Source organism: Nostocoides jenkinsii Ben 74 (genome assembly GCF_001046875.1).
Taxonomy (GTDB): Bacteria; Actinomycetota; Actinomycetes; order Actinomycetales; family Dermatophilaceae; genus Nostocoides_A; species Nostocoides_A jenkinsii.
In genome coordinates this window covers 444,391-468,420 of sequence record NZ_HF571038.1, presented here as the reverse complement: position 1 = coordinate 468,420, position 24,030 = coordinate 444,391, and the positions used below count along the sequence as shown (strand labels likewise).

Annotated in this window: 21 protein-coding genes and 1 tRNA gene; 11 read left to right on the top strand and 11 right to left on the bottom strand. The window is 68.0% G+C overall.

Annotated elements, in window-relative coordinates:
* Nucleotides 1-114: 114 nt before the first annotated feature.
* Nucleotides 115-297, bottom strand: a complete 183-nt coding sequence (locus tag BN13_RS02110) for a hypothetical protein (RefSeq protein ID WP_048544044.1) — start codon at nt 295-297, stop codon at nt 115-117.
* Here BN13_RS02110 and BN13_RS02105 point away from each other — a divergent pair.
* The gene (locus BN13_RS02105) at nt 263-754 is read left to right on the top strand and encodes a DUF6318 family protein (RefSeq protein ID WP_268806977.1); all 492 of its coding nucleotides are present in this window, start codon (nt 263-265) and stop codon (nt 752-754) included. The genes BN13_RS02110 and BN13_RS02105 overlap by 35 nt on opposite strands.
* A 245-nt stretch (nt 755-999) precedes the next feature.
* Nucleotides 1,000-1,614, top strand: coding sequence for a hypothetical protein (locus tag BN13_RS02100; RefSeq protein ID WP_157038383.1), 615 nt, complete (start codon nt 1,000-1,002; stop codon nt 1,612-1,614).
* A gap of 130 nt (nt 1,615-1,744) precedes the next feature.
* On the opposite strand, the gene BN13_RS02095 is transcribed toward BN13_RS02100, so the two are convergent.
* Both BN13_RS02095 and BN13_RS02090 read right to left on the bottom strand, forming a co-directional pair.
* Nucleotides 1,745-3,385, bottom strand: coding sequence for an MDR family MFS transporter (locus tag BN13_RS02095; protein ID WP_048544038.1), 1,641 nt, complete (start codon nt 3,383-3,385; stop codon nt 1,745-1,747).
* Complete coding sequence (locus tag BN13_RS02090; protein WP_048544036.1) at nt 3,386-3,901, bottom strand: MarR family winged helix-turn-helix transcriptional regulator; 516 nt, start codon at nt 3,899-3,901, stop codon at nt 3,386-3,388.
* A 232-nt stretch (nt 3,902-4,133) separates the two neighbouring features.
* On the opposite strand from BN13_RS02090, the gene BN13_RS02085 reads away from it, so the two are divergent.
* Nucleotides 4,134-4,934, top strand: coding sequence for a hypothetical protein (locus tag BN13_RS02085; RefSeq protein ID WP_048544034.1), 801 nt, complete (start codon nt 4,134-4,136; stop codon nt 4,932-4,934).
* Nucleotides 4,868-6,157, top strand: a complete 1,290-nt coding sequence (locus tag BN13_RS02080) for a hypothetical protein (RefSeq protein WP_048544032.1) — start codon at nt 4,868-4,870, stop codon at nt 6,155-6,157. Before BN13_RS02085 ends, BN13_RS02080 begins: the two co-directional genes overlap by 67 nt.
* Before the next feature lie 116 nt (nt 6,158-6,273).
* On the opposite strand, the gene BN13_RS02075 is transcribed toward BN13_RS02080, so the two are convergent.
* Complete coding sequence (locus BN13_RS02075; RefSeq protein WP_048544030.1) at nt 6,274-8,019, bottom strand: DEAD/DEAH box helicase; 1,746 nt, start codon at nt 8,017-8,019, stop codon at nt 6,274-6,276.
* Between the two features lie 287 nt (nt 8,020-8,306).
* On the opposite strand from BN13_RS02075, the gene BN13_RS02070 reads away from it, so the two are divergent.
* Both BN13_RS02070 and BN13_RS02065 read left to right on the top strand, forming a co-directional pair.
* On the top strand, nt 8,307-10,298 hold the full coding sequence (locus tag BN13_RS02070) for a cytochrome c oxidase assembly protein (protein WP_048544028.1): 1,992 nt from the start codon (nt 8,307-8,309) through the stop codon (nt 10,296-10,298).
* Nucleotides 10,295-11,086, top strand: a complete 792-nt coding sequence (locus BN13_RS02065; protein WP_048544026.1) for a carbon-nitrogen family hydrolase — start codon at nt 10,295-10,297, stop codon at nt 11,084-11,086. Before BN13_RS02070 ends, BN13_RS02065 begins: the two co-directional genes overlap by 4 nt.
* Before the next feature lie 57 nt (nt 11,087-11,143).
* Here BN13_RS02065 and BN13_RS02060 read toward each other — a convergent pair whose 3' ends face one another.
* Both BN13_RS02060 and BN13_RS02055 read right to left on the bottom strand, forming a co-directional pair.
* On the bottom strand, nt 11,144-11,428 hold the full coding sequence (locus tag BN13_RS02060) for a DUF6458 family protein (RefSeq protein ID WP_235433905.1): 285 nt from the start codon (nt 11,426-11,428) through the stop codon (nt 11,144-11,146).
* Nucleotides 11,429-11,491: 63 nt separating this feature from the next.
* Nucleotides 11,492-12,583 carry an ROK family transcriptional regulator gene (locus BN13_RS02055; RefSeq protein WP_162199900.1) on the bottom strand — a complete coding sequence of 364 codons (1,092 nt, stop codon included), beginning with the start codon at nt 12,581-12,583 and terminating at the stop codon, nt 11,492-11,494.
* Between BN13_RS02055 and BN13_RS02050 the strand changes: the two genes are divergently transcribed.
* Nucleotides 12,546-13,376: an MFS transporter gene (locus BN13_RS02050; protein WP_162199899.1), complete on the top strand. Its 831-nt coding sequence runs from the start codon at nt 12,546-12,548 to the stop codon at nt 13,374-13,376. The two genes, BN13_RS02055 and BN13_RS02050, sit on opposite strands and share 38 nt — an antisense overlap.
* Before the next feature lie 233 nt (nt 13,377-13,609).
* On the opposite strand, the gene BN13_RS02045 is transcribed toward BN13_RS02050, so the two are convergent.
* Both BN13_RS02045 and BN13_RS02040 read right to left on the bottom strand, forming a co-directional pair.
* Nucleotides 13,610-15,481, bottom strand: coding sequence for an acyl-CoA dehydrogenase (locus BN13_RS02045; protein WP_048544020.1), 1,872 nt, complete (start codon nt 15,479-15,481; stop codon nt 13,610-13,612).
* A 277-nt stretch (nt 15,482-15,758) separates the two neighbouring features.
* On the bottom strand, nt 15,759-17,285 hold the full coding sequence (locus tag BN13_RS02040; protein WP_162199898.1) for an HNH endonuclease signature motif containing protein: 1,527 nt from the start codon (nt 17,283-17,285) through the stop codon (nt 15,759-15,761).
* 206 nt (nt 17,286-17,491) lie between these two features.
* Here BN13_RS02040 and BN13_RS02035 point away from each other — a divergent pair, with 206 nt between their 5' ends.
* Genes BN13_RS02035 through BN13_RS02025 form a run of 3 tightly spaced genes read left to right on the top strand, consistent with a single transcriptional unit; the run spans nt 17,492 to nt 19,786 of the window.
* Entirely contained in the window at nt 17,492-19,003 is a 1,512-nt protein-coding gene (locus BN13_RS02035) for an SDR family NAD(P)-dependent oxidoreductase (protein WP_048544016.1), read from the top strand.
* A gap of 37 nt (nt 19,004-19,040) precedes the next feature.
* Nucleotides 19,041-19,286 carry a FitA-like ribbon-helix-helix domain-containing protein gene (locus BN13_RS02030; RefSeq protein ID WP_048544015.1) on the top strand — a complete coding sequence of 82 codons (246 nt, stop codon included), beginning with the start codon at nt 19,041-19,043 and terminating at the stop codon, nt 19,284-19,286.
* On the top strand, nt 19,283-19,786 hold the full coding sequence (locus tag BN13_RS02025) for a type II toxin-antitoxin system VapC family toxin (RefSeq protein ID WP_084733513.1): 504 nt from the start codon (nt 19,283-19,285) through the stop codon (nt 19,784-19,786). The genes BN13_RS02030 and BN13_RS02025 overlap by 4 nt, the downstream gene beginning before the upstream one ends.
* A gap of 92 nt (nt 19,787-19,878) precedes the next feature.
* Here BN13_RS02025 and BN13_RS02020 read toward each other — a convergent pair whose 3' ends face one another.
* From BN13_RS02020 to BN13_RS02010, 3 genes are all read right to left on the bottom strand, one after another.
* Entirely contained in the window at nt 19,879-21,003 is a 1,125-nt protein-coding gene (locus tag BN13_RS02020) for a CotH kinase family protein (RefSeq protein WP_084733512.1), read from the bottom strand.
* Nucleotides 21,004-21,178: 175 nt separating this feature from the next.
* Nucleotides 21,179-21,249 (bottom strand) — tRNA-Gly (locus tag BN13_RS02015).
* Nucleotides 21,250-21,363: 114 nt separating this feature from the next.
* The gene (locus tag BN13_RS02010; RefSeq protein ID WP_048544011.1) at nt 21,364-22,335 is read right to left on the bottom strand and encodes a helix-turn-helix transcriptional regulator; all 972 of its coding nucleotides are present in this window, start codon (nt 22,333-22,335) and stop codon (nt 21,364-21,366) included.
* 101 nt (nt 22,336-22,436) lie between these two features.
* On the opposite strand from BN13_RS02010, the gene BN13_RS02005 reads away from it, so the two are divergent.
* Complete coding sequence (locus BN13_RS02005) at nt 22,437-23,930, top strand: MFS transporter (RefSeq protein ID WP_048544009.1); 1,494 nt, start codon at nt 22,437-22,439, stop codon at nt 23,928-23,930.
* Nucleotides 23,931-24,030 lie beyond the last annotated feature (100 nt).

Genomic DNA, 24,030 nt, shown 5'->3' with positions numbered 1-24,030 from the left:
ACATCAGGTTTGCCACCCGTCGCCGACTTGCTTCTGTGGATAAGTCGGCGTTCGGGGCGAATTTTGTCGAGATGGCTAAGGGTTGGCTCAGACGGTCGATCGGCTTGGGGGTATCTAAATGGTGAGCACCGCGCGGGGCTGGCGGACCAGAGTTGGCGTTGCGGTGTATGCCGCAACGTTTGCAGCGACCTCCTTCATGCTCGCAGCCTGCGACTCGGGGGGTTCGGCGACATCAGCGACGTCTGCAGCTTCGCCGACGTCGCTGTCATCGTCGAGCCCGTGGGCGACATCGAGCACGCCATCGACCTCGACCTCAGCCCCCGCCGCGTATGTCCCCGTGAAGCCCGACTTCCCAGCCGAGGCCAAGAAGCAGACGCTGAAGGGAGCGCAGGAGTTTGTGCAGTACTTCTACGACGTTGCGAATTACGCCCTCACGCGGCCCGAGGCAGGTCTGCTGACAAAACTGGGGACCGCAGAATGTAAGCCCTGCACGTTGCTGGAACGGCAAGCGGTGGGGTTGGTCGAGAAGAAATCGCGTTTCAAGGGCCCCGTCGTCAAGATTTCTCATGTGGAAAATGTGACGACCAGTCTCGACAATCCTCTCGTTCTTGTAACTGGCGTGCAGAACAGCGTTCCCGTTGTTGACTCGGCTGGGGAAGAAACCGCTGGGTCCCCCCGGGGAGACATCAACTTCAGGGTGGAGCTTGGTTGGACCTCGGAGGGCTGGCGCGTTCGAGACGTGGTGAACACATGAGGGCAAAACGGATCGTGAGCTCTTGGCTCGTTGTGTCGGTGATACTTCCAGCTTCGGCTGCTGCTGACGAGAACCCCTGCGGGATGATTTGTACGAACGGGGACAAGTCTCTTCTCTTGGCAAAGCAAATGCTCGAGTTACCCTCGGGCGCTACTGGCTTAGTTGATGGGCAGTCATATTCCTATGGGACGAGGCCCTATTGTCGAGGCACAGTGCCAGATTCTCCCGACGGCGCGGATTGCACATTGACCGATATCTTCTGCAAGAGGCAGCCAAATGGTGTCTATGTTGGGACCGGGCCAGCTGAATGGGTCTTCCGCCGGATGGTTAATCCTGATACCGATTGGGAGCGGCAGGGCTTAACTTGCTACCCGAATCTTGTACCGGACAAGGTCAACATGGCGATGATCACCGATGCCTTCCACAAGACTCCCCTCGCGGCACCGCAACTGACGATGCAGCCGCCGGGCGGCAAGACCTTGGTGACGCTCCCCAACTTCTTCCAGGTATCGTGGCCGGACCGGGGTGTCCTGCCGGGGGAACTCGACACCTTGAGTGCTGCCGACTGGTTCGGGATGAACATCACGCTGAAGCCGGAACTCAACTCCATCACCTACAGCTTCGGCGACGGCTCCACTGTCGGCCCGACACTAAACCTGGGCGGCCCCTATCCCTCGGGCGACATCACCAAGACCTTCGACGAGGCCGGCGAATTCCAGGTCTCGGCGGACGCGGTCTACACGGGTTGGGTATCGATTGACGGATCCGAATGGATCGAGATACCTGGCACAGTGGCGATCGCGGGCACGCCGGAGAGGGTGAGCGTCAAGACGGCCAGGAACAGCCTCTATTTGTCCTGAACTCGGCCCCGACCGCAGGCCTTGGGTGGCTTTCCGGCGCTATGCATGGGGAACCCACAGCCAGAAAGTCTCCCAAAGCGCCGGGTTCCAGCCTTGGGCGGGAAACCCGCAGGTTTCAGAGGGCCCGGCGCTACTCGGCGAGGACGGGGGCCTCGCCGGGGGCGGGGCGGCGCAGGTCGATCTGCGGGATCATCCAGGTGATCACGGCGCCCACCACCATCACAAGCGCTGCGACCAGGAACACGTGGTCCATCGCGTCCGCGAAGCCTTGCAGGAAGGGCTTGGCCAGGCGGGGGTCGAGGCTGGTCAGGAAGGAGGAGTCCTTCATGATCCCCTCGCCCGCCACGCCGGACTTCAGCGAGGCGACGAACTCCGCGTTCGCCGGGTCCGCCAGCGCCTTACGGAAGTCGGAGGTCCCCTGTGCAGCCTTCAACGACGAAGCGATCTTGTCCGGCAGCAGCGAGAACAGGATCGACAGGAACACCGCCGTGCCGAGCGTGCCACCGATCTGGCGGGTGAAGGTCGCCGAGGCGGTCGCGATACCCATGTCCCGGCGGTCGGCCGCGCTCTGCACCGCCAGCATCAGCGGCTGCATCATGAAACCCATCCCCGCACCGAACAGTGCCGAGACGATCATGATCTGCCACATCGGGGTGTCCCACGCGATGTAGTGGAAGATGAACAGCGCCACCGCAATGAGCGGCGCACCCAGGCGCAGGAAGACGCGATAGCGGCCCGTGCGACTGATCGTCTGCCCCGAGATGATCGAGCCCGACATGATGCCCAGCGTCAACGGCAGCAACTGCAGACCTGCCTCCGTCGGCGAAGAGCCCTTCACGATCTGCAGATACAGCGGCAAGCACGCGATGCCACCAAAGAGCGCAATACCCAGCACCGTCGACGCGATCGAGGAGATGCCGATGGTCTTGTTCGTGAAGAGCCGGATCGGCAGCAACGCCTCATCGCCCATCCACCGCTCGATCGTGAGGAAGGCCAGGACGCCGACCCCACCGATCACATAACAGAGAATCGAGTTCGTTGAGCCCCAACCCCATTCGCGACCCTGCTCGGCCACGAGCAGCAGCGGCACCAGCCCGACGGAAAGCGCCGCGGCGCCCCACCAGTCGATCCGGTGATCCAGACGCGTATGCCGCAAGTGCAGCGTCCGCATCACGACGAGCAGTGCGATGATCCCGATCGGGACGTTCACCAAGAAGACCCAGCGCCAGCCGGCGATGCCGAGGAAGCTCGTCATACCCGCGAAGAAGCCGCCGATCACCGGACCGAGCACGGAGGAGGTGCCGAAGACGGCGAGGAAGTAGCCCTGGTACTTCGCGCGCTCCATCGGCGGCACGATGTCGCCGATGATCGCGAGCGCGAGGCTGAAGAGCCCACCAGCGCCGACGCCCTGCACCGCGCGGAAGGCCGCGAGCTGAATCATCGAGTCGGCGAAGGTGCACATAACCGAGCCGATGACGAAGACCGTGATCGCCGTGATGAAGAACGGCTTCCGCCCGTAGATATCGGACAACTTGCCGTACAGCGGGGTGACGATCGTCGAGGTGATCAGGTATGCCGTGGTGACCCACGCCTGGCGATCCAGGCCCTGCAGGTCGTCGGCGATGGTGCGAATCGCGGTGGCCACGATCGTCTGGTCGAGCGCCGCGAGGAACATCCCGAGCATTAGCCCGATGAGGATGGTGACGATCTGGTTGTGACTAAGGGGTGACTCCGGGACGTCGGTCGACGACAACTCGGGAGCAGCGGACATTCAGAGTGCCTTGTCTCGGTAGGCCTCGACGCAATCGCCGAAGCGGGTCAATAGTTCGCGCAACTGGGCGACATCCTCGGCGCGCCAATCGCAAAGAAGCTCGGTGAACCATTCCTGCCGCTGCTCCTGCAGCGCACCGAGCGCATCACGTCCGTCGTCGGTGAGGGAGAGCAGGTGGGCCCGGCCGTCGCCGGGGTCAGGGATGCGTTCGATGATTCCGTGGCGTTCGAGCGCCGTCGCCGCGCGGCTGACGGTCGACACCTCGACATGGGTCCGCTCGGCCAGGGTGGAAATACGCAGGGGCCCGCCGGCGAGATTGAACAGCATGGGGTATGCCGTGCCGTCCACCGCGGGGTGCGCCCGCGGCGCCTCGCTCCGAATCACGCGCAGGAGCTTGGAGACGCGGATCAATTGGTATGCCAGTGCGTCGGCCGGGGAGCGCTCGCCCGGGATCGCCGCGGGGCAGGTCCCGGCACTGCCCGCGTGGGCGGGCGACGCGGGGGAGGGAACTTGCATACGCAAACAAATACCAGATAGTTGCTTGCGTGTGCATATAGATGGCAGTCGGACAGGATGCGCCTGGTGCGGAGGTGTGTCTGGTGGGGCGCCTGTCTTGGGGGGCGTCTGTGTTGGGGGGTGTCGGTCTGGTTGAGTCCACCTACTCATTCGCACCCGTGCTGATGCTGGCTAGCGTCGCCGTCAACACCGGAGCACGGACTCCGAACGCTGACAACGGGAAGGCAATGGAATGCGAAAGTCGTTCGCCCTGTGCGGGATTATCAGTGCCGGGGGTCTCGTCACGAGCGCGCTGTCAGCGCCACCCTTGGCGCTGGCAACACCACTACCGGGAACCGGCACGGCGGCATACCGGGCGCAACAGTCAGCCGCGACCGGGGACCTCACCGAGACTGAACTGGCCCGCCTCGATGCCGGGCTCCAACTCGCCCGGCTGCGGACGGGCGCAGCCGGCGCGGACCCGTTCATCGGCTACCTCCCCTCGGTGCGTGGCGTGGACTTCGTCGCGTGGCGCGAGCGAGCCGCCGCGCGGGCCCGGGAGCGGGCGGCCGACGTCGGCGCTCGCGAGCGTGCCCGAGCCGCGGCGTCAACGGCGGGCACGAAGGCGGCGACACTGACATACGCCGAGAGGGAACCGCGCGGCACGATCGGGCGCAACGACACCCTGGCCACCGGCGAGCGCATCGACGCCTTCGGGCTCGGGCCCGGCCGCTACAACAGGGTGTTGGTCAAGGGCAATCTCGCAAAGACCGCGCCGCCGATCCGCAATCTGCCCGTCGGGGCCGAGGACAACGGCTCGATTCCGTTGGCCATCGACACGCGCCTCAACGGCGGCCGCGTTCAGGTCAGGGGCCGAGTTGGTGACGGACCGCACGGGGTCAAGGGTGACAAGACGGGGGATTTCGACTTCTACAAGGTCGACGTGCGGCGGGCGAGACGCTCACGATCGACGGCAGTCAGAGCGCAGTGGACCTGCTCCTTTACATCTACAACGACAGCGGCGCCCTGCTCAAGGGCGACGTCGCCCACATGAACGGGCTTCCCGACAACCCGGTGACCTTCGTGCCGCCCCACCCCGGCACGTATTACGTGTCACTCGCCTCGTTCGACGCCTTCCAGGAGGACCCCTTCGATTCCGGGTCGGGGACCGGCGGCTCGGCAACGACCACGGGCACCTACACGGCGACGATCGGGTCGTGGCACCAGGACCGCGACACCATGCGCGGCCACCTGGCTGCGGGGGACGTCCTCGGCGTGAGCCTCTCCGGCGGGGGGCGCTCGGTCACGGTGCAGCGCCCCGATGGAGGGCTCGCCGTGGCGACGACCGAGACCGACCTCTCTGGCTACTACCCGCCGTCGTCCCCGCTTCCTGGGGGTGGGAACGCGACGGTCGCCTACGTCATACCCAAAGAGGGGTGGTATGGCGTGTCCGTCGGCACGGGGGCCGGGGCCTATGTCAACGAGATCGAGGTCTATCGCCCGGGGGGCGAAGCGATGCCGGCGGCCCGCGTCCAGAAGATCGTTCTCGACTTCGACGGTGCCCGGATCAACGCCGGCACGGTCTTCGGACCCGACATGCAGGCCACCCTGTCTCCACTCGCGGCCTTCCTGCCGAAGTGGGGCCTGACCAAGGCCGACCTGCGTCCCCTCGCCGCACAGATCACCAAGACGGCGACCGAGAACCTCCGCTCCGATCTCATCGCCAAGGGCGGCAATCCCAACCTCAAGGTCGAGATCGTGAATGGCCTGACAAGCCGGGATCCGTTCGGCGAGAAGGGGGTTTCCCGCGTCATCGTCGGCGGCACGATGAAGCAACTCGGCATCGAGACGATCGGTATCGCGCAGTACATCGACCCGGGCAACTACAGCCAGGAGGACACCGCGGTGGTCCTGCTCGACACGATGAGCGACACCCGGCCGGGCCTGGATTCCACCTCCCTCAACGCCTACCTCCGTCCCGGAACGGACCGCGTCCGGTTCATCGGCACGGCCATCGGCAATGTGGTCGCCCACGAAGTCGGGCACTACATCGGCAACTTCCACACGCACAACCGCGATGACGTCGCCTCCCTGATGGACTCCGGCGGTGCGGGCTATTGGCGGATGTTCCAGGCCGGCCCGGACCGGATCGGCGGCACCCGCGACGACGGCGACACCGACTTCGCGGCCGACATCTACTCCCGCTGGGAGCCATTCACCGGGACCGAGGACACCGTCACTGTCTCCGCCTGGGCCTTCGCCGGCGGGCGCCGCTGACTCCGCTGACCACGCTGACTCCGCTGGTCCGCTGACCACGACTGGTCCGCTGACCTCCGGTGACCTCCAATGGTCCCTGGCGGGTATGCAGAGTGCGAGCCGCCCGCGGACGGCGATCAGCGCCCGGTGTGCCAGCGGCGGATCAGCGCAATCCGCTCGTCCACTTGCTCGGTGGTCGCCCGGGAGAGCGCCGGCCCGCCGGCTTGGCGGCGCAGCTCGGCGTGAATATGGCTGTGCGGCACGCCTTTTGCGTGGGCGTACTGGCTAACCAGCGCATTCAGCACCTTGCGCTGCGCGGCCAGCGCCCGGTGCAGGCTAACCTCCGGCGTCACGCGCTCGCGCCGATCCCGGCGCGCCTGGCGGGCGGCATGCCGGCGCTGCCGGTCGCGGAGCACGTCGGCGACCTGATCCGGCTCCAACAGGCCGGGCAGCCCCAGGTAGTCCAACTCGTCCTGGCTGCCCGAGGCCGCCTGCAGCCCGAACTGGTGGGCGTCGAACAACACGTGATCGAAATTGGCGCTGGAGGACAACGCCTCCCACTCGCCGAGCAGATCGTCCGATGCCTTCTCGCTACGCTCGGCCGCCGCCAGGAGGGCGTCCTCCTCGTCCCAGTCGTCTCCCTTCGCGCTGCCGAGGATGTGATCGCGCTGCCGCTCCAGCAAGGTCGCGTGCGACATCAGCGGTGCCACCGTGGGCAGGAAAATGGTGGCGACCTCGCCCCTACGGCGCGCCCGCACGAACCGGCCGATCGCCTGCGCGAAGAACAGCGGCGTCGACGTCGCGGTGGCATAGACACCGACCGCTAGGCGCGGCACGTCGACCCCCTCGGACACCATTCGCACTGCCACCATCCAGCGGTCATCCGACTCGCTGAACTCCTCGATCTTGGCGGACGCGCCGGCGTCGTCGGAGAGCACCGTGGTCGGCTTGGTCCCGGTGACCTCGGCCAACACCCGGGCGTATGCCCGTGCCTGCGCCTGGTCTGTTGCGATCACCAACCCGCCGGCGTCGGGGAGGTGGCGGCGCACCTCAGTCAATCGGCGATCGGCGGCGCGGAGGACGGATTGAATCCACTCACCCTTGGGGTCGAGCGCCGTCCGCCAGGCGTGGGCGGTGAGGTCCTTGGTCAGCGGCTCGGCGAGGTCGGCCTCAAGTTCGTCGCCCGCCTTGGTCCGCCACCGCATCGGGCCGCCATAGGCCATGAACAGCACCGGGCGCACCACGTGATCGCGGAGGGCCTCGGCATACCCATAGGTGTAGTCCGCCGCCGAGCGGCGCGTCCCGTCCGCCAGCTCCCCGTAGCGCACGAACGGGATCGGATTGTCGTCCGAACGGAACGGGGTGCCGGTCAGTGCGAGCCGCCGGCGGGCGGGGGCGAAGCACTCGGCGACCGCTTCGCCCCAGGTACGGGCGTCACCGGCGTGATGGATCTCGTCGAGGATGACCAGGGAGTTGGAGTTCTCGGTGATCGCGCGATAGTGGAAATGTCGCGCCGCGACCCCGGCATAGGTGACGGCGGTGCCGACATACTGCTTGGAGCGGCCGCGCCGCGACCCACCGAGGCCGGGGTCGATGGCGATGCCCGCCCGGTGCGCCGCATCGGCCCACTGAACCTTCAGGTGCTCGGTCGGCGCGACGATCGTGACCTTGTTGATGACGCGCGCGTCGAGCAGTTCCCGAGCGACGCGCAGCGCGAAGGTGGTCTTTCCGGCGCCGGGCGTGGCGACGGCGAGGAAGTCCCGTGGGCTTTCCCGGAGGTACTGCTCGAGCGCCGCGGCCTGCCACGCGCGGAGGCTGGACGCGGTTCCCCATGGCGCTCGACCGGGGAAGGCGGGGGAAAGGTGAAGGAAGTCCTTGCTCACGCGCTGGCCTCGCACAATCCGGCGCTGGCCCTGCCCGATCCTGAGGTGGCCTCGCTCGACCCCGCGCTGGCCTCGCTCGACCTACGTGCCCGGCGGCGCTGGCGACGGTCGGGGGAGCAGGGCATGGCCCGTCGACTTTAGCCGACCGGACTGGCCGCGCTGGATTCCCAACACTCCGGCACCCCCGGCACGCTAGGCACGCCCGCCAACCCAGCACCACCGTTGGTCAGCGGGTAGTGGCGTGCTCAAGTGGCATGCTCAGGTGGCGTGCATAGGCTGGGCCGGTGATGGTGAACTCCGGCCGCGTCCAGCGGGGAACCGGGCTGTTGGTGGCCGCTCCGGCCTTCGTCGCCGTGATCCTGGCGGCCGGCTTCGGGGGGACGGTCGCGGCCTACGAGATCGGGGATCCGGGGGCGGTGATGCGGTGGCTGGTCCCCCTCTCCGGAACGCTGAGCGTCGTCGGGGCCTGCGGCGCCGTTGGCTACCTCCTCGTCGGCGCCTTCCTGACCCCGGAAACCACGCGCACCCACCGTCGCGAGACCGCCGCCCGCGGGGCGAGCCTGGGCCTCGGGGTCTGGCTCACCGGACTAGTGCTCACCCTGATCGGGACGTTCGCCGACATCTCCGGCCTGCGGCCGAGCCAGCCGCGCTTCTGGTCGCAATTCTTCGGACTCGCCTGGGAACTCGCCCCGACCCGGATGGCCGTCATCAGCGCGCTCATCGTTGCCATCGCCCTCGTCACCACGCTCCAACGGCACGGCAAGACGGCCCTGGCCTGGTGCTTCTTCGCCTCGTGGCTCGCACTGTTGCCCACCGCGCTCGCCGGGCATTCCGCGGTCAGCCGCGATCACATGAGTTCCATCAACGCCCTCGCTATCCACCTGCTCGCGGCGACCACCTGGGTTGGTGGGTTGGGCGCGCTGGTGGCCATGCGGCATACGCTCCAACCGCATCTCGGGGTGACCGCCCGACGATTCTCGACCGTCGCCGGCTGGTCGTATGCCGCGCTCGGCCTCAGCGGGCTCCTCGCCGCGTGGTTCAACCTCCGGGCCGTGGGCGACTTGGCCTCGGCGTATGGCGCGATGCTCCTGGTCAAGGTGGGCGCCTTCGTCCTCCTCGGGATCGCCGGCTACCTCCACCGCCGCTCGGCCCTCGCCGCCCCCGCCGCCCTCGAAGCCTCGCCGACGAACGCCCGCGCCTTCGCCCGGCTGGCCCTCGGCGAACTCGTCCTCATGGGGGTCGCGATCGGCACCGCGGTGGCGCTGTCGCGCACACCGCCGCCGGCGAGCGACCGCCTGGCCCCCGACCCGACCACGGTGTACGAGTTCACCGGCTACAGCGATCCCGGCCCGCCGCCGGACAACGCGTGGCTCACGGCGTGGCACGCGGATTGGCTGTGGATCGCCGTCAGCCTCCTCGCCATCGGGGTGTATGCCGCGTGGTTCCGCCGCCTGCGTCTGCGCGGCGATCGCTGGCCGTGGTGGCAGCTGATCTGCTGGGTCACGGGCTGGCTCGTCTTCTTGTATGCGATGTGCGGCGCCCCCGGGGTCTATGGCCGCATCCTGTTCTCCTGGCACATGACGATGCACATGACGATCGCGATGCTGGTTCCCCTGCTGCTGGTGCCCGCGGCCCCGATCACGTTGGCGCTGCGCGCGATCCCGGCGCGTCACGATGCCACCCGCGGCCCCCGTGAACTCATCCTCGCGCTGGTGCACTCGCGGTATCTCCAGGTGCTCGCCAACCCGGTCGTCGCGGCCGTGATCTTCTTCTTCAGCCTGGCGACTTTCTATTTCACCCCGCTCTTCTTCTACGCGTTGACCACGCACACCGGGCACATCCTGATGACGGTGCACTTCCTGCTGTCCGGTTATCTCTTCACCTGGGTACTCATCGGCACCGACCCCGGGCCCAAGCGCTGGCCGCCGGTCGTGCTGCTCGTCGTGCTCTTCGCGACGATCTCCTTCCACGCCTTCCTTGGGGTGATCATCACCGGCAGCAACAATCTGTTGGCGCCGGAGTTCTTCGGCCAACTCGGCTTGCCGTGGTTGCCCGATCCGCTGGCGGATCAGGCGCGCGGCGGCGCGATCGCCTGGGGCGTCGGCGAAGCGCCGACCCTCGTCTTGGCCCTGCTGGTCACCGTCGCCTGGCTGCGCGAGGATCGGCGCGAGACCGAACGCTCGGATCGCCGAGCCGATCGGGACCACGATGCCGAACTCGCGGCATACAACGACTATCTCGCGGGCCTCGGCCGCGGGGACAAGGGAGGCACCCGATGAGAGTCGCCGTCATCCAACTCGCGTATGCCGATGGCGAGCCCCTGCCCGAACGTCGCGACCGCGCCGCCCACCTCGTGCGGCAGCAGGCGGGGCACGATCTGGTGATCCTGCCCGAGCTATGGGGGCCGACGGGCTTCGACTATCGGCTGTGGGAGGCGGCTGCCGAGTCCGTGGACGGGCCGACGGTGGCGGCGATGGCGGCGGTGGCGCGGGAGATTGGGGCGATGGTCCACATCGGCTCCATCATCGAGACGCTGCCCCAGCCGGGGGCGGAGGGCAAGTCGCTCGCCAACACCTCCGTGGTCGTCGGCGCGGACGGTGCCGTGGCGGCGGTGTATCGCAAAATCCACCGGTTCGGGTTTGCGGCGGGGGAGCCGGCGCTCTTGGAGGCGGGCTCGGACCTCGTGACGGTGGACCTGCCCGGCGGGCATCGCGCGGCGTTGTCGACGTGCTACGACCTGCGCTTCCCCGAGCTCTACCGTCGCCAACTGGACGCGGGCGCCGAGGTTTTCCTGGTGCCGGCGGCGTGGCCGATGGCCCGGGTGGAGCACTGGTGCACCCTCGGGCGAGCCCGCGCCATCGAAAACCAATGCGTGCTGATCGCGTGCAATACGGCCGGCACGCATGGTGGCTATCAGATGGGCGGGGCGTCGCAGGTGGTCTCGGCGCAGGGGGTCGTGCTCGCCGAGGCGGGGCCTGACGAAGAGGTGCTCAGCGTCGACATCGATGTGGATGAGGTCAGCGCCTGGCGCCGCGACTTCCCTGTCCTGGCGGACCGGCGACTCTAGCTTGCGGTCATGACCTCGGGGCGTGACCTGGGGCCGAGCCCAATCGTCGCCGACCGCTCAGAGGCCGTCGACGCGGGTCTCGTCGACGCGGGTGCCGGTGTTGGGGTCGACGTGGGTGGTCGTCCGGCTGGAGTAGCCGCCCGCGCCGCCACCAGCGCGCGAGCCCATCACGAGAGATAGCAGGATCGCGAGGGCGCCACCTCCCATCATGATGTAGCCGATCATCGTCAGGTCAATGGCGCTGATGCTGTCCTGCACAGCGAAGGACAGGATGGCGCCGACGACGAGCAGGAAGATTCCGAGGCCGACATACATGGTCAAACTCCTGGTCAGGGTGCTCACTTTTGGTGAGGCAGGGTCAACTTCGGGGGCAGGATTAGGCACCCCGAGCACGACAACAGGGGTTTAGCGGCTGGTGATTTCGGCCGGCTCGGGCGTCAGCGACTGGTCGAGGGATTCGCCCGGGCGCGCCGGAATGCCATAGACAGACTCCAACACCATCACCGCAGCGCCCGTGGCGACGAGGTCGGCAGGGCAATCCTCGTGGGGAACCTCTGCGGGCACGGCCCGGTGGATCGTGTATGCCGCCCCGCCCGCCAAGGTGCGCTGCAACTCGGCGGCGAGGGCCGCGGCATACGCCTCGGGGTGAGCCTCGAGATCGGAGCCCGACCAGACCACCCCGGGGACGTCGACGATGTGAAGAGCGTTCGCGATCCCGGTCGCCACGGCGGCGGCCGCGCGCGCGATGTCGCCCTCGGCGAGAGCGCGCTGCTGGACGGCCTCGACACAGCCGCGGCGGCCGCACTCGCACTCCGGCCCGCCGGCCTCGATAACGAGATGCCCGAACTCCCCGGCACTCATGTGCGCGCCACGATGCAGTCGGCCGCCGATCCACAACGCCCCACCCACGCCGCGATCGAGCAAGGCATACAGGGTGTCGGTCATCTGGTCGCCCCGCTGCCACGCCGTCAGCTCAAGGGCCGCGTTGATGGACAGATCCATGACCGTATGCCGCCCCAGCCGGTGCGTCAGCGCGTCCAGTAGCGGAGTGGCCGCCGGGTCGCGCCACCACCGGAATCCCTGGACGACGCCGGTCGTGCGATCCACCGGACCGGGGAGCGCGACGCCCACCCCTACGATCTCCGGATTTGTCGAATCCGATTGGGGCGAAACAAGTTTCTCGACAGTTGAGGCGATTCCGTCGATAAGCTGCGCCGGGGTGAATTGGGCCGGCATCGGCGTCGCGATGGTGTCGAGAACGTTGCCACCGAGGTCGACGCGCACGCCCTTGATGTCGGTGCGTCCGGCGTGAATGCCGATGGCGTGGGCCTTCTCGGAGCGCAGTCGGTACAGGGTGGCGGGCTTGCCCCGCGCGCCCTGACGGCGGCCCACCTCCTCGACGAGGCCGTCATCGATCAGGCGCGCGAGGATTTTGGAGACCGCCTGGGGGGTCAGGCCGGTGCCGGCGGCGAGCTCGGCCCGCTCGGCCTGGTCCACGATCGCCAACGTCATCGGCGTCCCGGCGATGACCTGGCTGGGTCAGGCGCAGGGGTGGCGCGCGGCATACCTGCTGGCCGGAGGCATCTTCGTCCTCGCCCTGGCGTTGGCGGCCCGGAGCCTGCCGAGTCTGGTTGGCGACCCCAGCGCCAACGCACGCCGCGAACTTGCGGCGTTCGCCAACCGCCAGGTGTGGCTCGTCATGGGCGTTGGTGCGATCGGGTTCGGCGGGTTCATCGCGGTGTACGCCTACCTCGCCGACGTCACCACCCACGTCACCGGGCTCGCTGCCACCGCCGTCCCGGCGGTGCTTGCCGTCACGGGCCTCGGGATGACCGTCGGCAACCTCCTCGGCGGGCGCGCCGCTGACCGCAACGGCGTGCGGGCGATGCTGGGCGGATTGACGGCGCTGGCCCTGGCCATGCTGGCCTTCGCCGGCCTGAGCGGCAACGCTGTCGGGCTCTTCTCGGCCGGATTCGCGGTGGGTTTCGCGGCGATGTATGTCGGACCGGCCATCCAAGCTCGCCTGATCGACGCCTCCGGCGACGCCCCGCTGCTCGGCGCGTCGATGAACCACTCGGCTTTCAACGTCGGCAACACGCTGGGCGCGGTCCTCGGCGGGCAGGTCATCGCGGCGGGGTTCGGCTACCGCGCGCCGGCGCTCGTGGGCGTCGTACTCGCGCTCGGCGGCCTTGCCCTGGCCCTGATCAGCGTCCAACTCGAGCGGCGCCAGGTGGTGGAGTCGCGTGCCGTGGTCCCGGACGTCCGCTGCCCGCAACCCGCGCCCTGCTGAAGGGTCCCCGGCAACCAACAACCAAGAAGCGTCTCCCGGAACGCAACAACAAGTCGACGGGCAGAGACACGCCGTATGCCGAGTGGGCACGCGGCGTGTCTCTGCCCGTCGACTGTGGGTCAGTACGCGGGTCGGGACGCGCGGATCGGAGAGGACCCGGCAATCAGGACCCGCCGGTCGGGAGCTGGCGATCAGGACGCGCCCGTCAGGAGCAGCCGGTCAGGACCCGGCGATCAGAACGCGGACTCGGGGACGTCCATGAGGTCGTTGTCCATGGCCTCGGCGATGGCGCGCTCGGCAGCGAGCTTCGGCAGGACGTTGCGGGCGTAGAACTGGGCGGCGGCGACCTTGCCCGTGTAGAAGTCACGGTCCGAGCCCGTGGCTCCCGCGTCCAGCGCGTCCTGAGCGACGGCCGCCTGGCGCAGCAGCAGCCACCCGACGACGAGGTCACCGGCCGCCAGCAGCAGGCGGGTGGTGTTCTGTCCGACCTTGTAGAGGTTGGTGACCTGGCCGCCCGTGCGCGGATCCGAGGCCATTAGCGGGCCGACCATCGCGGCCAGGATGCCCTGGACATCCTCGGCGCCCTTGGCCAACAACTCGCGGTCGCGGTCGAGAACGCCCTTCTGGGCGCCCGTGTCCTTGGCGAACTCCTGAATCTGCATCGACAGGCTCGTCAGCGACGCGGCCTTGTCGCGGATGATCTTGCGGAAGAAGAAGTCGAGGCCCTGGATCGCCGTGGTGCCCTCATACAGGGTGTCGATCTTGGCGTCGCGGACGTACTGCTCGATCGGGTACTCCTGAAGGAATCCCGACCCGCCAAGGGTCTGGAGGGACTCGGTGCCCAGCAGCACCCATGCCCGCTCTGAGCCGAGGCCCTTAACGATGGGGAGCAGGAGGTCGTTGATCCGGCTCGCCTGGTCGGCCGCGCTGCCGGGCTCGTGCTGCTCCGAACCGGACTCCAGATAGGCCTGCTCCACGGTGTCTTGGAAGGACGCGGTGAACAGGACGAGGGCGCGCAGGCCCTCGGCATACGCCTTCTGCAGCATGAGCGAGCGACGCACGTCGGGGTGGTGGGTGATCGTGACGCGCGGGGCATTCTTGTCGAGCATCTCGGTCAGGTCCGCGCCTTGGACGCGCTGCTTGGCGTAGTCGAGCGCGTTGAGGTAGCCCGTGGAGAGCGTGGCGATGGCCTTGGTGCCGACCAGCATCCGGGCGTGCTCGATCACGCGGAACATCTGCGCGATGCCGTCGTGGACGTCGCCGAACAGGGTGCCGACCGCGGGCTCCTTGTCACCGAAGGTGACCTCGCACGTCGTCGACGTCTTCAGGCCCATCTTGTGCTCAAGGTTGGTGACATAGGCGCCATTGCGCTCGCCGAGTTCGCCGGTCTCCAGATCGACGTGGAACTTCGGAACGATGAACAGCGACAGGCCCTTCGTGCCGGGACCAGCCCCCTCCGGCCGCGCCAGGACAAAGTGGATGACGTTGTCGACCATGTCGGATTCGGCCGAGGTAATGAAGCGCTTCACGCCGGTGACATTCCAGGTGCCGTCGTCGTTCTGGGCGGCCTTCGCGCGCCCGGCGCCGACGTCGGACCCGGCGTCCGGCTCGGTCAGCACCATGGTGCAGTGCCAGTTCTTCTCGACGATCCAGCGGGCGAGCTTCTTCTGGTCGTCGTTGCCGAGGATGTAAAGCAGCTTGGCGAAGGAGTATGACGCGGCGAACATCGCGATCGCCGGGTTGGCCCCAAGGACCATCTCGTTCATCGCCCACTTGAGCGAGGGCGGCGCGACAGTGCCGTCGAGCTCGGCGGGGACGTCGATATTCCAGAACCCGGAGTCGATATAGGCCTGGTAGCTCCGGGCGAAGGACGGGGGCATCGTGACCGAGTTGGTCGCGGGGTCGAAGACCGGCGGGTTGCGGTCGGCATCGGCGAACGAGTCGGCGAGTTCGTTCTCGGCCAGCCGTGCGACCTCCTTGAGCATCTCGCGGGCGGTGTCTGTGTCGACGTCGGCGAATGGGCCGTGTCCGAGCACGTCCTGGCGACCCAGGACCTCGAAGAGGTTGAATTCGATGTCGCGCAGGTTGGCCTTGTAGTGACCCATGGTGGTTCCTCCGAGCGGCGTTGCTTGACCGGGTGCTGAGTGTGTGCGCGGGCTGAGGGGCGAGACCCGCGCTGACTAAGCGCTTGCTTACTTCGACGATAGTCTGCATTCGTGGCCCCTGGGGCGCAAGCAATTCGGCGAAATGGTGGCTCGGTCGTGACGATCGCCACGTTGGGTCTTCGGGTGCTCGGGTTCTCGAGAGCCTCAGATCCACCGCGTTCGGGTACGTCGATACGTGAGCTCCGGCAGGCTCAGGGTGCTTCCTGCTGAGCTGTCGTCACCGGGCGGTCGGTCCGCGGGACGCAGGTGCGTCGCCGTCATCCCACGAACCGTTGTGGGGGTTGCGCGCGTCGCGCTTCCGGAACTCGATCCAGTTGTTGTTGACGCGTGCGCCGAGCGGTGGCTGAAAGGCCGAAGCTCGACTCGTGCCGTCGGGCGTTGCGGAGCCGGCGGCGGTAGCGGCCCTCGGTGGTCTGGTCGGACTCGGTGGCGTGGCGCGGATGAGTAAGCCGTGCCGGTTATGGAAGGCGAAAGGGGCGTCGTGATGGTGCGGGCATAGCGAGATGAGGTTGTCGTAGTCGGTGCCGCCTCCCTCTGCCCAGTGCCGCACATGGTGGATCTCGACGAACCGGGTGGCAGGGCAGCCGGGGAAGGCGCACCCGCGGTCGCGGTCTTCGACCAGGCGCCGTAGCCGCTCGGGCGTTGCGCGCTGGCTGCGGCCCACCGAGATGGGTAACCCCTGGGTATGCCACAGGGCCGCGGCGTCAGCCGTGCAGGCGAGGCGGCTCGCCAAGTGAAACGCCAGGGTGCCGCGGGCGTTGACCCAAGCGCCTTCGGTGTCCATATGCACGTAGACGCGATAGTGGCTTGCCCGCGCCGGTGACTCGACGGCCCCGAGGCTGCGCGAGGCGATCTCCACCAGCGCGTCTGCGATGGTCGCGTCTGGGTTGCTGGCGGTGAACAGCGCGTCTTTGGCTTCGCGCAGGGCCATTTCCAGCAGCGCGCCGTCGGCGGCGTCGAGATCGGCCCGCAGGACGTAGCGACCCTCATCCCACACCGCGGTAACGCGCGACGGCTGGCAGGCGCGGCCAGGCTCATCGGGCAGAGTGGTTCGCAACCCAGGATCGCCGGGCGCAAAGGCACTTCCCGAGCCTGCGCATGCGGATTCCGAGTTGGTGGGATCCGTGTTGGCGAGATCGGTGTTGGCGGGTCCCGAGTTGACGGGGCCAGAATCGGTAGTCCCCGATGCGTCCGCGCCTGTTTGTGCTGTGCCTGCCGTGCCAGCGCCCGTATCTGTTGTGGCCGCCACCGCCGATGCGTTGATGTTGTTATCGGCGGTGTCCTCACCACCGCAAGCCGCGTCGGTGGCGCCGGCCGGAGTGGCGGGCTCGTCGGGGTCGAACGGGTATCGGCTGACGACGCGGCGCAATTGAGTGACCGTCATGAGCGGGGCGAGCTCGCAGACGGACTCCGCATAGGCGGCCGGCACCCGCGCCGCGACGGTCGCGGACTGGTCAAGCGAGAGACGCCCGGCGTCGACCAACGCGGACAACGCCGGCAGTCGGGTCCGCGCCCGCGCCACCGTGGTCAACTGCGTGGCCGTCGACGGTGACAAGCCCGCCCGAAGCGCGAGCCAATGCTCCGGTGACCGGATCCCGTCCCCACCCCAGGCGTCGGTGTCGATCAACTGAACCGTCAGGTCAACGAGGCGAGCATGCAGGAGGTTGACCTGACCCGCGACCTCCGTGACCTGATCCCACAACTCGTCACGATCAAGGGGCGTAGGTGGATCAGGAAAGGCCAACACCCTCATCGTGACACCCCCGTATCGCTGTCCGCCATCGCTATACGCCGCGCGCCGTCGCCGGCTCGCGTCCACTTCCGCCGTCGTCCCCTATCGACAGTCATATCGTACATCTGTTCGCGTCCCAGCGCAAGTACCCACCGTGTCCATTTACGGGGCCAGCTTCCGTTTCCACGGTGCCAACGTCCGTTCGTTACGATCCCCGCGTGACGACGGAGGGGGAGGGTGCGGCATACGAAAGCGTGGATCCCGCCGATCTCCAGACGACTCTCCGGGTCTTGGGGATGCTCCACGAACTCGCGCCCGACGACCCCGACATTCAGGCGATCAAGCGCGCGGCCGGAGTCATGACCAGTCGGATTCGCAAGGCTCGCCGACGGGAGGCGCGCGAGGCAGCAGCGGCGCCGGGTCGTGCCCACGACAAGCGGGTTCTGGAGTCCACGGCTACCGGCTCGCCGGAGCGGATCGATGACGAGACCCGCGGCGTACTCCTTGCGGCACAATCGGATTCATCGTATGCCGGCGAGCTCACCACCGCGCGTGGCTGCTACATCTGCCACGAGAAGTACACCCTGGTCGATGCCTTCTATCACTGGCTCTGCCCGCGCTGCGCCGCGTTCAGCCACGGCAAACGGGACCAGCACGCCGACCTACGCGGCAAGCGGGCCCTGCTCACCGGCGGCCGGGCGAAGATTGGGATGTATATCGCGCTGATGCTCCTGCGCGACGGCGCGGATCTCACGATCACGACTCGCTTCCCGCGCGATGCCGCGCGGCGCTTCGCCGAACTCGCCGATTCCGCCGAGTGGCTCGACCGGCTGACGATCGTCGGCATCGACCTGCGGGATGCGACCCAGGTCGTCGCGCTCGCGGACGAGGTCGCCGCGGGCGGGCCGCTCGACATCCTCATCAACAACGCCTGCCAGACCGTGCGGCGCACTCCGGGCGCCTATTCACATCTCGTCGCCGGCGAATCCGAACCCCTTCCTGCCGGCATGCTGCTGCCTCGCCTGATCACCTTCGACCGGATCTCCGAGGCCCACCCAGCCGCCCTCGTCGGAGTTTTGACAAATCACGCGCAGACACATGCCGACGGCGCCAGCGTCGCGGCGCCATCCCCGTCGTCGCTGACGTCCCTTGCGCTGCAGGCAGGTTCGGCAAGTCTGGAGCGGCATCTCGCCGGGACCGCGATCGATGCGGGCGGGCTGCTGCCCGACGACGTCCTCGTGAACTCGTGGACGCAGAAGGTCGAGGACGTCGACCCGCTGGAGCTGTTGGAGGTGCAACTCTGCAATTCGGTCGCGCCCTTCCTTCTCGTCTCCCGGCTGCGGCCGTCAATGCGGGCGGCGGTCAAGGCCGGCGCCCGGCGGGCGTACGTCGTGAACGTCTCGGCAATGGAGGGCCAGTTTTCGCGGCGCTACAAGGGGCCGGGGCATCCGCATACGAATATGGCGAAGGCGGCGCTCAATATGCTCACGCGGACCTCAGCCAAGGAAATGTTTGAGGCCGATCGCATCCTGATGACCGCCGTCGACACCGGCTGGATCACCGACGAGCGCCCGCACCGCGAGAAGCTGCGCATCGCCGCCGAGGGGTGGCACGCCCCGCTCGACCTGGTCGACGGCGCGGCCCGCGTCTACGACCCGATCGTGCGTGGCGAGGCCGGCGAGGATCTGTATGGGTGCTTCCTGAAGGACTTCGCTCCCCACCCCTGGTGATCCACAAGGGGCGGTGTTGCATTGATAGCATTGAGGCATGACGGCGATCACGATCCGCAAGTTGCCGGAGGACGCGAAGCGTCGCCTCCGGATGCGGGCCGCAGCCCGTGGCACGTCGATGGAGGCGGAGGCGCGGGCCATCTTGTTGGCCGGTCTGGAAGCGCCGGTCCACGTGGACCTCAGCTGGATCGAGCAGTTGATTGAGATCGGGCACGAGTTCGGTGGTGTCGATCTCCCCGCCATCGCCGATGAGCCCGCGCCGGCTGCGCGGTTCGATTCGTGATCATCCTCGACACGAATGTCATCTCCGAGGCGATGCGGGGGCCCGCCGCGGATCCGCGGGTGATCGCATGGCTCCGATCTCTGCCGCAATCGCCCGTCACTACGACAATCAACCGGTCTGAGATTCTGGCGGGAATTGCGTTACTGCCGGACGGCCGCCGCTCCGGACTGCTCCGGCAGCGTGCCGATGCTGTCTTCCTCGGCCTCGGAGTTTGCTTGCCCCTCACGGATGCCTGCGCGAGTCACTACGCAGACATCGTGGCCAACCGCTCCCGGATGGGGCGACCAATCGGTGGCTTTGACGCCCTCATCGCCGCAATTGCCAGAGTCAGCCGGGCCCAATTGGCGACGCGCGACATCAGCGGATTCGAGGGCACCGGGGTCGAGCTCATTGATCCGTGGGCCATTGATCCCGCGGGTGACCCCGTCCTAGCCGAAGTAGGCCGCGATAGCGGCCTTCTCGATGGCGACGGTGTCGGCGGCGACGAACTGCCCGGCTGACGACGTCAGGACGGAAGCGGCCCACTCGAGGCTCTGTGCGGCATACCCGCTGGTGAAGAGGTCCTCCCGAAGTCGTTGCGTTGCAGCGGTTTTCAGTTGGGCCAGTGCGGGTGTGGCCTCGAAACGGCGGGACAGGACGTTGCCGCTCTGGTTGCCCCGGTTCGCCCCACCTCCACCCATGCCCTCGCCGGCCCGGGGGCGACCCCCCCGCCACCCTGCCCGCCTAGACCCTGCCCGCCGCCGGGCCTGTTCGAGACGCCGAAGGTCAGGTTGTGGTCCCAGCCGACCACGGTCATCCGCTTCGTCGACGACGCCCGCCACAGGTAGGAATTGTTGCCGGGGCCATCCATAGCGTCGTAGTTGCCGATCAGATCCTCCAGCGCGAGATAGGTCGCGAAGGCGTCCACCTCCACCTGCTCGGCCAGCCCGCTGGCGAACCCAGTGTCGTCAATCTCGTTGACCCACTTCAGGAATGCGATCAACGGCGCCAGATCGTCCTCGCCTGCCTCGACGTCAAACCGATCGTCGTATGCCGCGGGGTCGTCACCGAGGTAGTCGTAGTTTCCCTGTGCCTCGGCCTTGTAGAGGATGCCGTCCGCAGCAAAAGTGCGCTCCACCCACGGCTTCGACGGCTGCTCCAGGATGAGGCGCAGCACGGGGGCGGCGCCCGCGACGGACACCGCGGCATACGACCAGGGTTCTGAGGCAAGGCCGGCCTTTGCCAGCAGGTCGAGGGAGAGGGCCTCGTTGAGGGCGGTGGTGGTGTTGTTGAGGCGGACGACGATCTCGGTGACACCCTCGTGGGCTTGGCCGTCGACGAACTTGTCTAGTCGCACGAGCCAGGGGTACTCGGAGGCGGTAGCTCCTGTCGGAACCCGCCAGATGGTGGAGTTGCCCTTCAATCTCACCCCACACCGGTCGTATGCCGTGCCATCGATCGTGACTGTCGCCTCCACCCAGTCCTTGGTTCGGTCCGCCTGATAGGCGGTCATGATCGACTGAAAATCATTGTCGGACATCGCAATGTCAAGAGTGTGCAGGCGGGTGGCGTCGAAGACGCCGGCGCCCGTCCGCTGCGCGACCTGCTCCGCGGAGGCGGCGCCGCCGGCGGCCGGGGTCGAGGAATCCGTGGCTTGGGAGCAGGCGGCGAGGGCGCCAACGGCAGCCGCCCCCGCGCCCCAGCGCAGCATCGATCGCCGGTCGAGTTTCATCGTCATGTCCCCATAGCACCGGGACCGCCTGCGGCTGCACTCTGCGTGGGCTGTGGGTGCCCTGTGATCGCGACCGTGGCGCTAAAAGGGCACGTTAGGGCACGAAATCGCGGTTGTGCCCCGCTAATGGACGCCGCGGTGCGGCGGGGAAAGGCCTTCTGGCCTGCGCAAATACAGTGAGAGCCGGTGACGGGAATCGAACCCGCGTGTCCAGCTTGGGAAGCTGGCGCTCTACCATTGAGCTACACCGGCGTGTCTGGTCAGGCGTATGTCGCTTTGTGATTGCCCTACGTGCCACGTAATTAGATTTAGCCCGGGAAGTCTAACCCAGGCGAGTGGCTCGCTTTGCCACCCCGATGCCTAGCCTCACGGCAGGGCGAGGGCCATCCGGCCGGTCCACGAGCGCAGGGTGTCGAGCATGGCTGGGGAGGCCTCCTCGATGGTGAAGTGCGCATCGAGTTTGCCCAGCGCGACTAGGACCCACGCGGCGTCGCGCGCGGTCAGATGCACTTCGCAGGTCGTCTCGTCCAGGGCCGAAATGGTGGCCCAGCGGCCGATCCGGGCCTCGGCCTCCGCGGCCGGCAACGCCACCCGGGCGCGCACGCGGTCCTCCTCGCGTCCCGCCTGCCGCAACCCCGATCGGACGAATGCCGCGGGGTCGCCACCGGGGATCTCTCGCGGCCGGAATCGAGCCCGCGTCCCGCGGGGGTCGGCGAGGCGGTCGAGCCGGAATGAGCGCCAGGCGCCTCGGTCGAGGTCGTAGCCCACGAGGTACCAGCGACGCCCGACCGTCACAAGTTTCACCGGCTCGGCATGCCGCTCGACCCGTGCGTCCGCGCCGGCGCCGCTACGGGCGGTGTAGCTAAACACCACGCGCTCGGTATCCCGAATCGCCTGTGCCAGAACGGCAAGCACCGACGCCTCGATCTCGGGCGCCTGGCCCCAAGGGGAGTCGACGGTCGCCGCGCGCAGCGCTTCGGCGCGACGACGCAGAGGAGCCGGGAGCACCTGCACCACCTTGGCCAGCGACGACAAGGTCGCCTCGCCCAGTCCGCCCACGGCGGTGTTCGCCGCGGCCCCCAACGCCACCACCATCGCGATCGCCTCGTCCTCGTCCACCACCAGCGGCGGCAGGGAGCCGCCGCTGCCCAACTGGTAGCCGCCCTCGATGCCGCGGGTGGAGCTGACCGGATAGCCGAGATCGCGGAGGCGGTCGACATCCCGGCGCAGCGTTCGCTCCGACACCTCAAGGCGATCGGCGAGCTCGGGACCCGGCCAGAAGCGGTGGGTCTGCAACAACGTCAGGAGACGCAGCGTGCGGGAGGAGGTGTTCGCCATACGTCCGAGTATGAATCGGAATCAGGCCAGAAAGTGGCCGGAAGGGTGCCTAGCGTCGGTGGTGCACCTCCACTTCGGGACGACACGAAAGGCAGGACCGCATGTCCACCACCCTCGCTCCACCCACCGTCACACCTCCGACGATCCCCGCAACCCACGAGCCACCAGCGCTCGTGACCGGTCGCGAACGCACTCTTGCTCTCGTCAGCCTGCTGCTCTCCGTCACGATGGAGTTGCTCGACATCACCATCGTCAACGTCGCGCTGCCGACCATCGAGTCGGCCCTCGGCGCGAGCGCCTCCCTCCTGCAGTGGGTGGTCGCGGCTTACCCCCTCGCCTTCGGGATCGCCCTCATCACCGGCGCGCGCCTCGGCGACAGTTTCGGACGCAAACGGCTCTTCGTTCTCGGCCTGACCGGGTTCACCCTCGCGTCGGCCGCCTGCGGGTTCGCCCCCAGCGTCGGGGCCCTCGTCGCCTTCCGCGTGCTCCAGGGCCTGGCCGCGGCCGCGATGGTGCCGCAAGTGCTCACGAGCATCCAGGTCATGTATGCGCCGCGCGAGCGCGGTCTCGCCATGGGTCTGTTCTCCGGTCTCGCCGGCATCGCCGCGGTCCTCGGCCCAATCATCGGCGCCGTGCTGACCGAAGGCCCCGGGTGGCGCGCGGTCTTCCTCGTCAACGTTCCGGTTGGTCTCATCGCCGTCGCCGCCGCTGTGCGGTTCATCCCCGAATCCCGAGCCGAGACCCCCGCGCGGATCGACCTGCGCGGCGTCGTTGTGCTGTCCGGCGGCCTCTTTGCCATCCTCTACCCGCTCACGATGGGTCACGAACTCGGCTGGCCCCTCTGGTCGTATGCCGTGATGCTCGCCGGTGCGGTCGTCATCGCTGGGTTCGTTGTCGCCCAGCGCCGCCACGAGCGGACCGGGGACGAACCGCTCGTGGCGACGTCCCTGTATGGCAGTCGCGCGTTCACCGGCGGGTCGCTGGTCGCCGCGTCGATGTTCGTCACGACCGCCGGCTACTTCCTCGCCTCGACGCTCTACTTCCAGCTCGGCCTCGGCTGGTCGGTCCTGAAGGCGGGCTTGGTCAACCTGCCGTTCGCGGTCGTCTGCACCGTCACGGCGGGCCTGGGCGCGACGGTGCTGCTGGCGCGGCTGGGCCGGCGGGTCCTGATCCTCGGCGCGAGCGTGATGGCGCTCGGGTTCGCCCTGCTCGCCCTGGCCGTGCACGGCGCCGATGCGACCACGTCCGTATGGCCGTTCCTCCCCGGCCTGAGCGTCATCGGCGCCGGCTTCGGGCTTGTCGTCTCCTCGGCGGCGCCGGTGGCGCTCGCCCGCGTGCCGTTGGCGCGGGCCGGTGCGGCCTCAGGCCAGTTCAACACCACAGTCCAACTGGCGAACGCGGTCGGGGCGGCGGCGCTGGGCACGTTGTTCTTCGAGATCGTGACGCGTCACGTGGCCGACGGTCCGAGTGAGGCGTTTGCGGACGGCTTCTTGGCGATCCTGCTGCTGGCCATCGCGTTGATGGGCGTCGTGATCGGCGCGGCGCGCATCGTGCCGGCCGACATTCAGGACGGCTTGCAGCCGGGAGCGCACTGAGGTCCTCAGGTCCCAGTGGCAACCGAGAGGTGCCGTGACGCACCGCGCACGCCCCTCCGCAGCCGAGCCCGCCGATCCGGCAACCTGTCGGAGCGGCGGG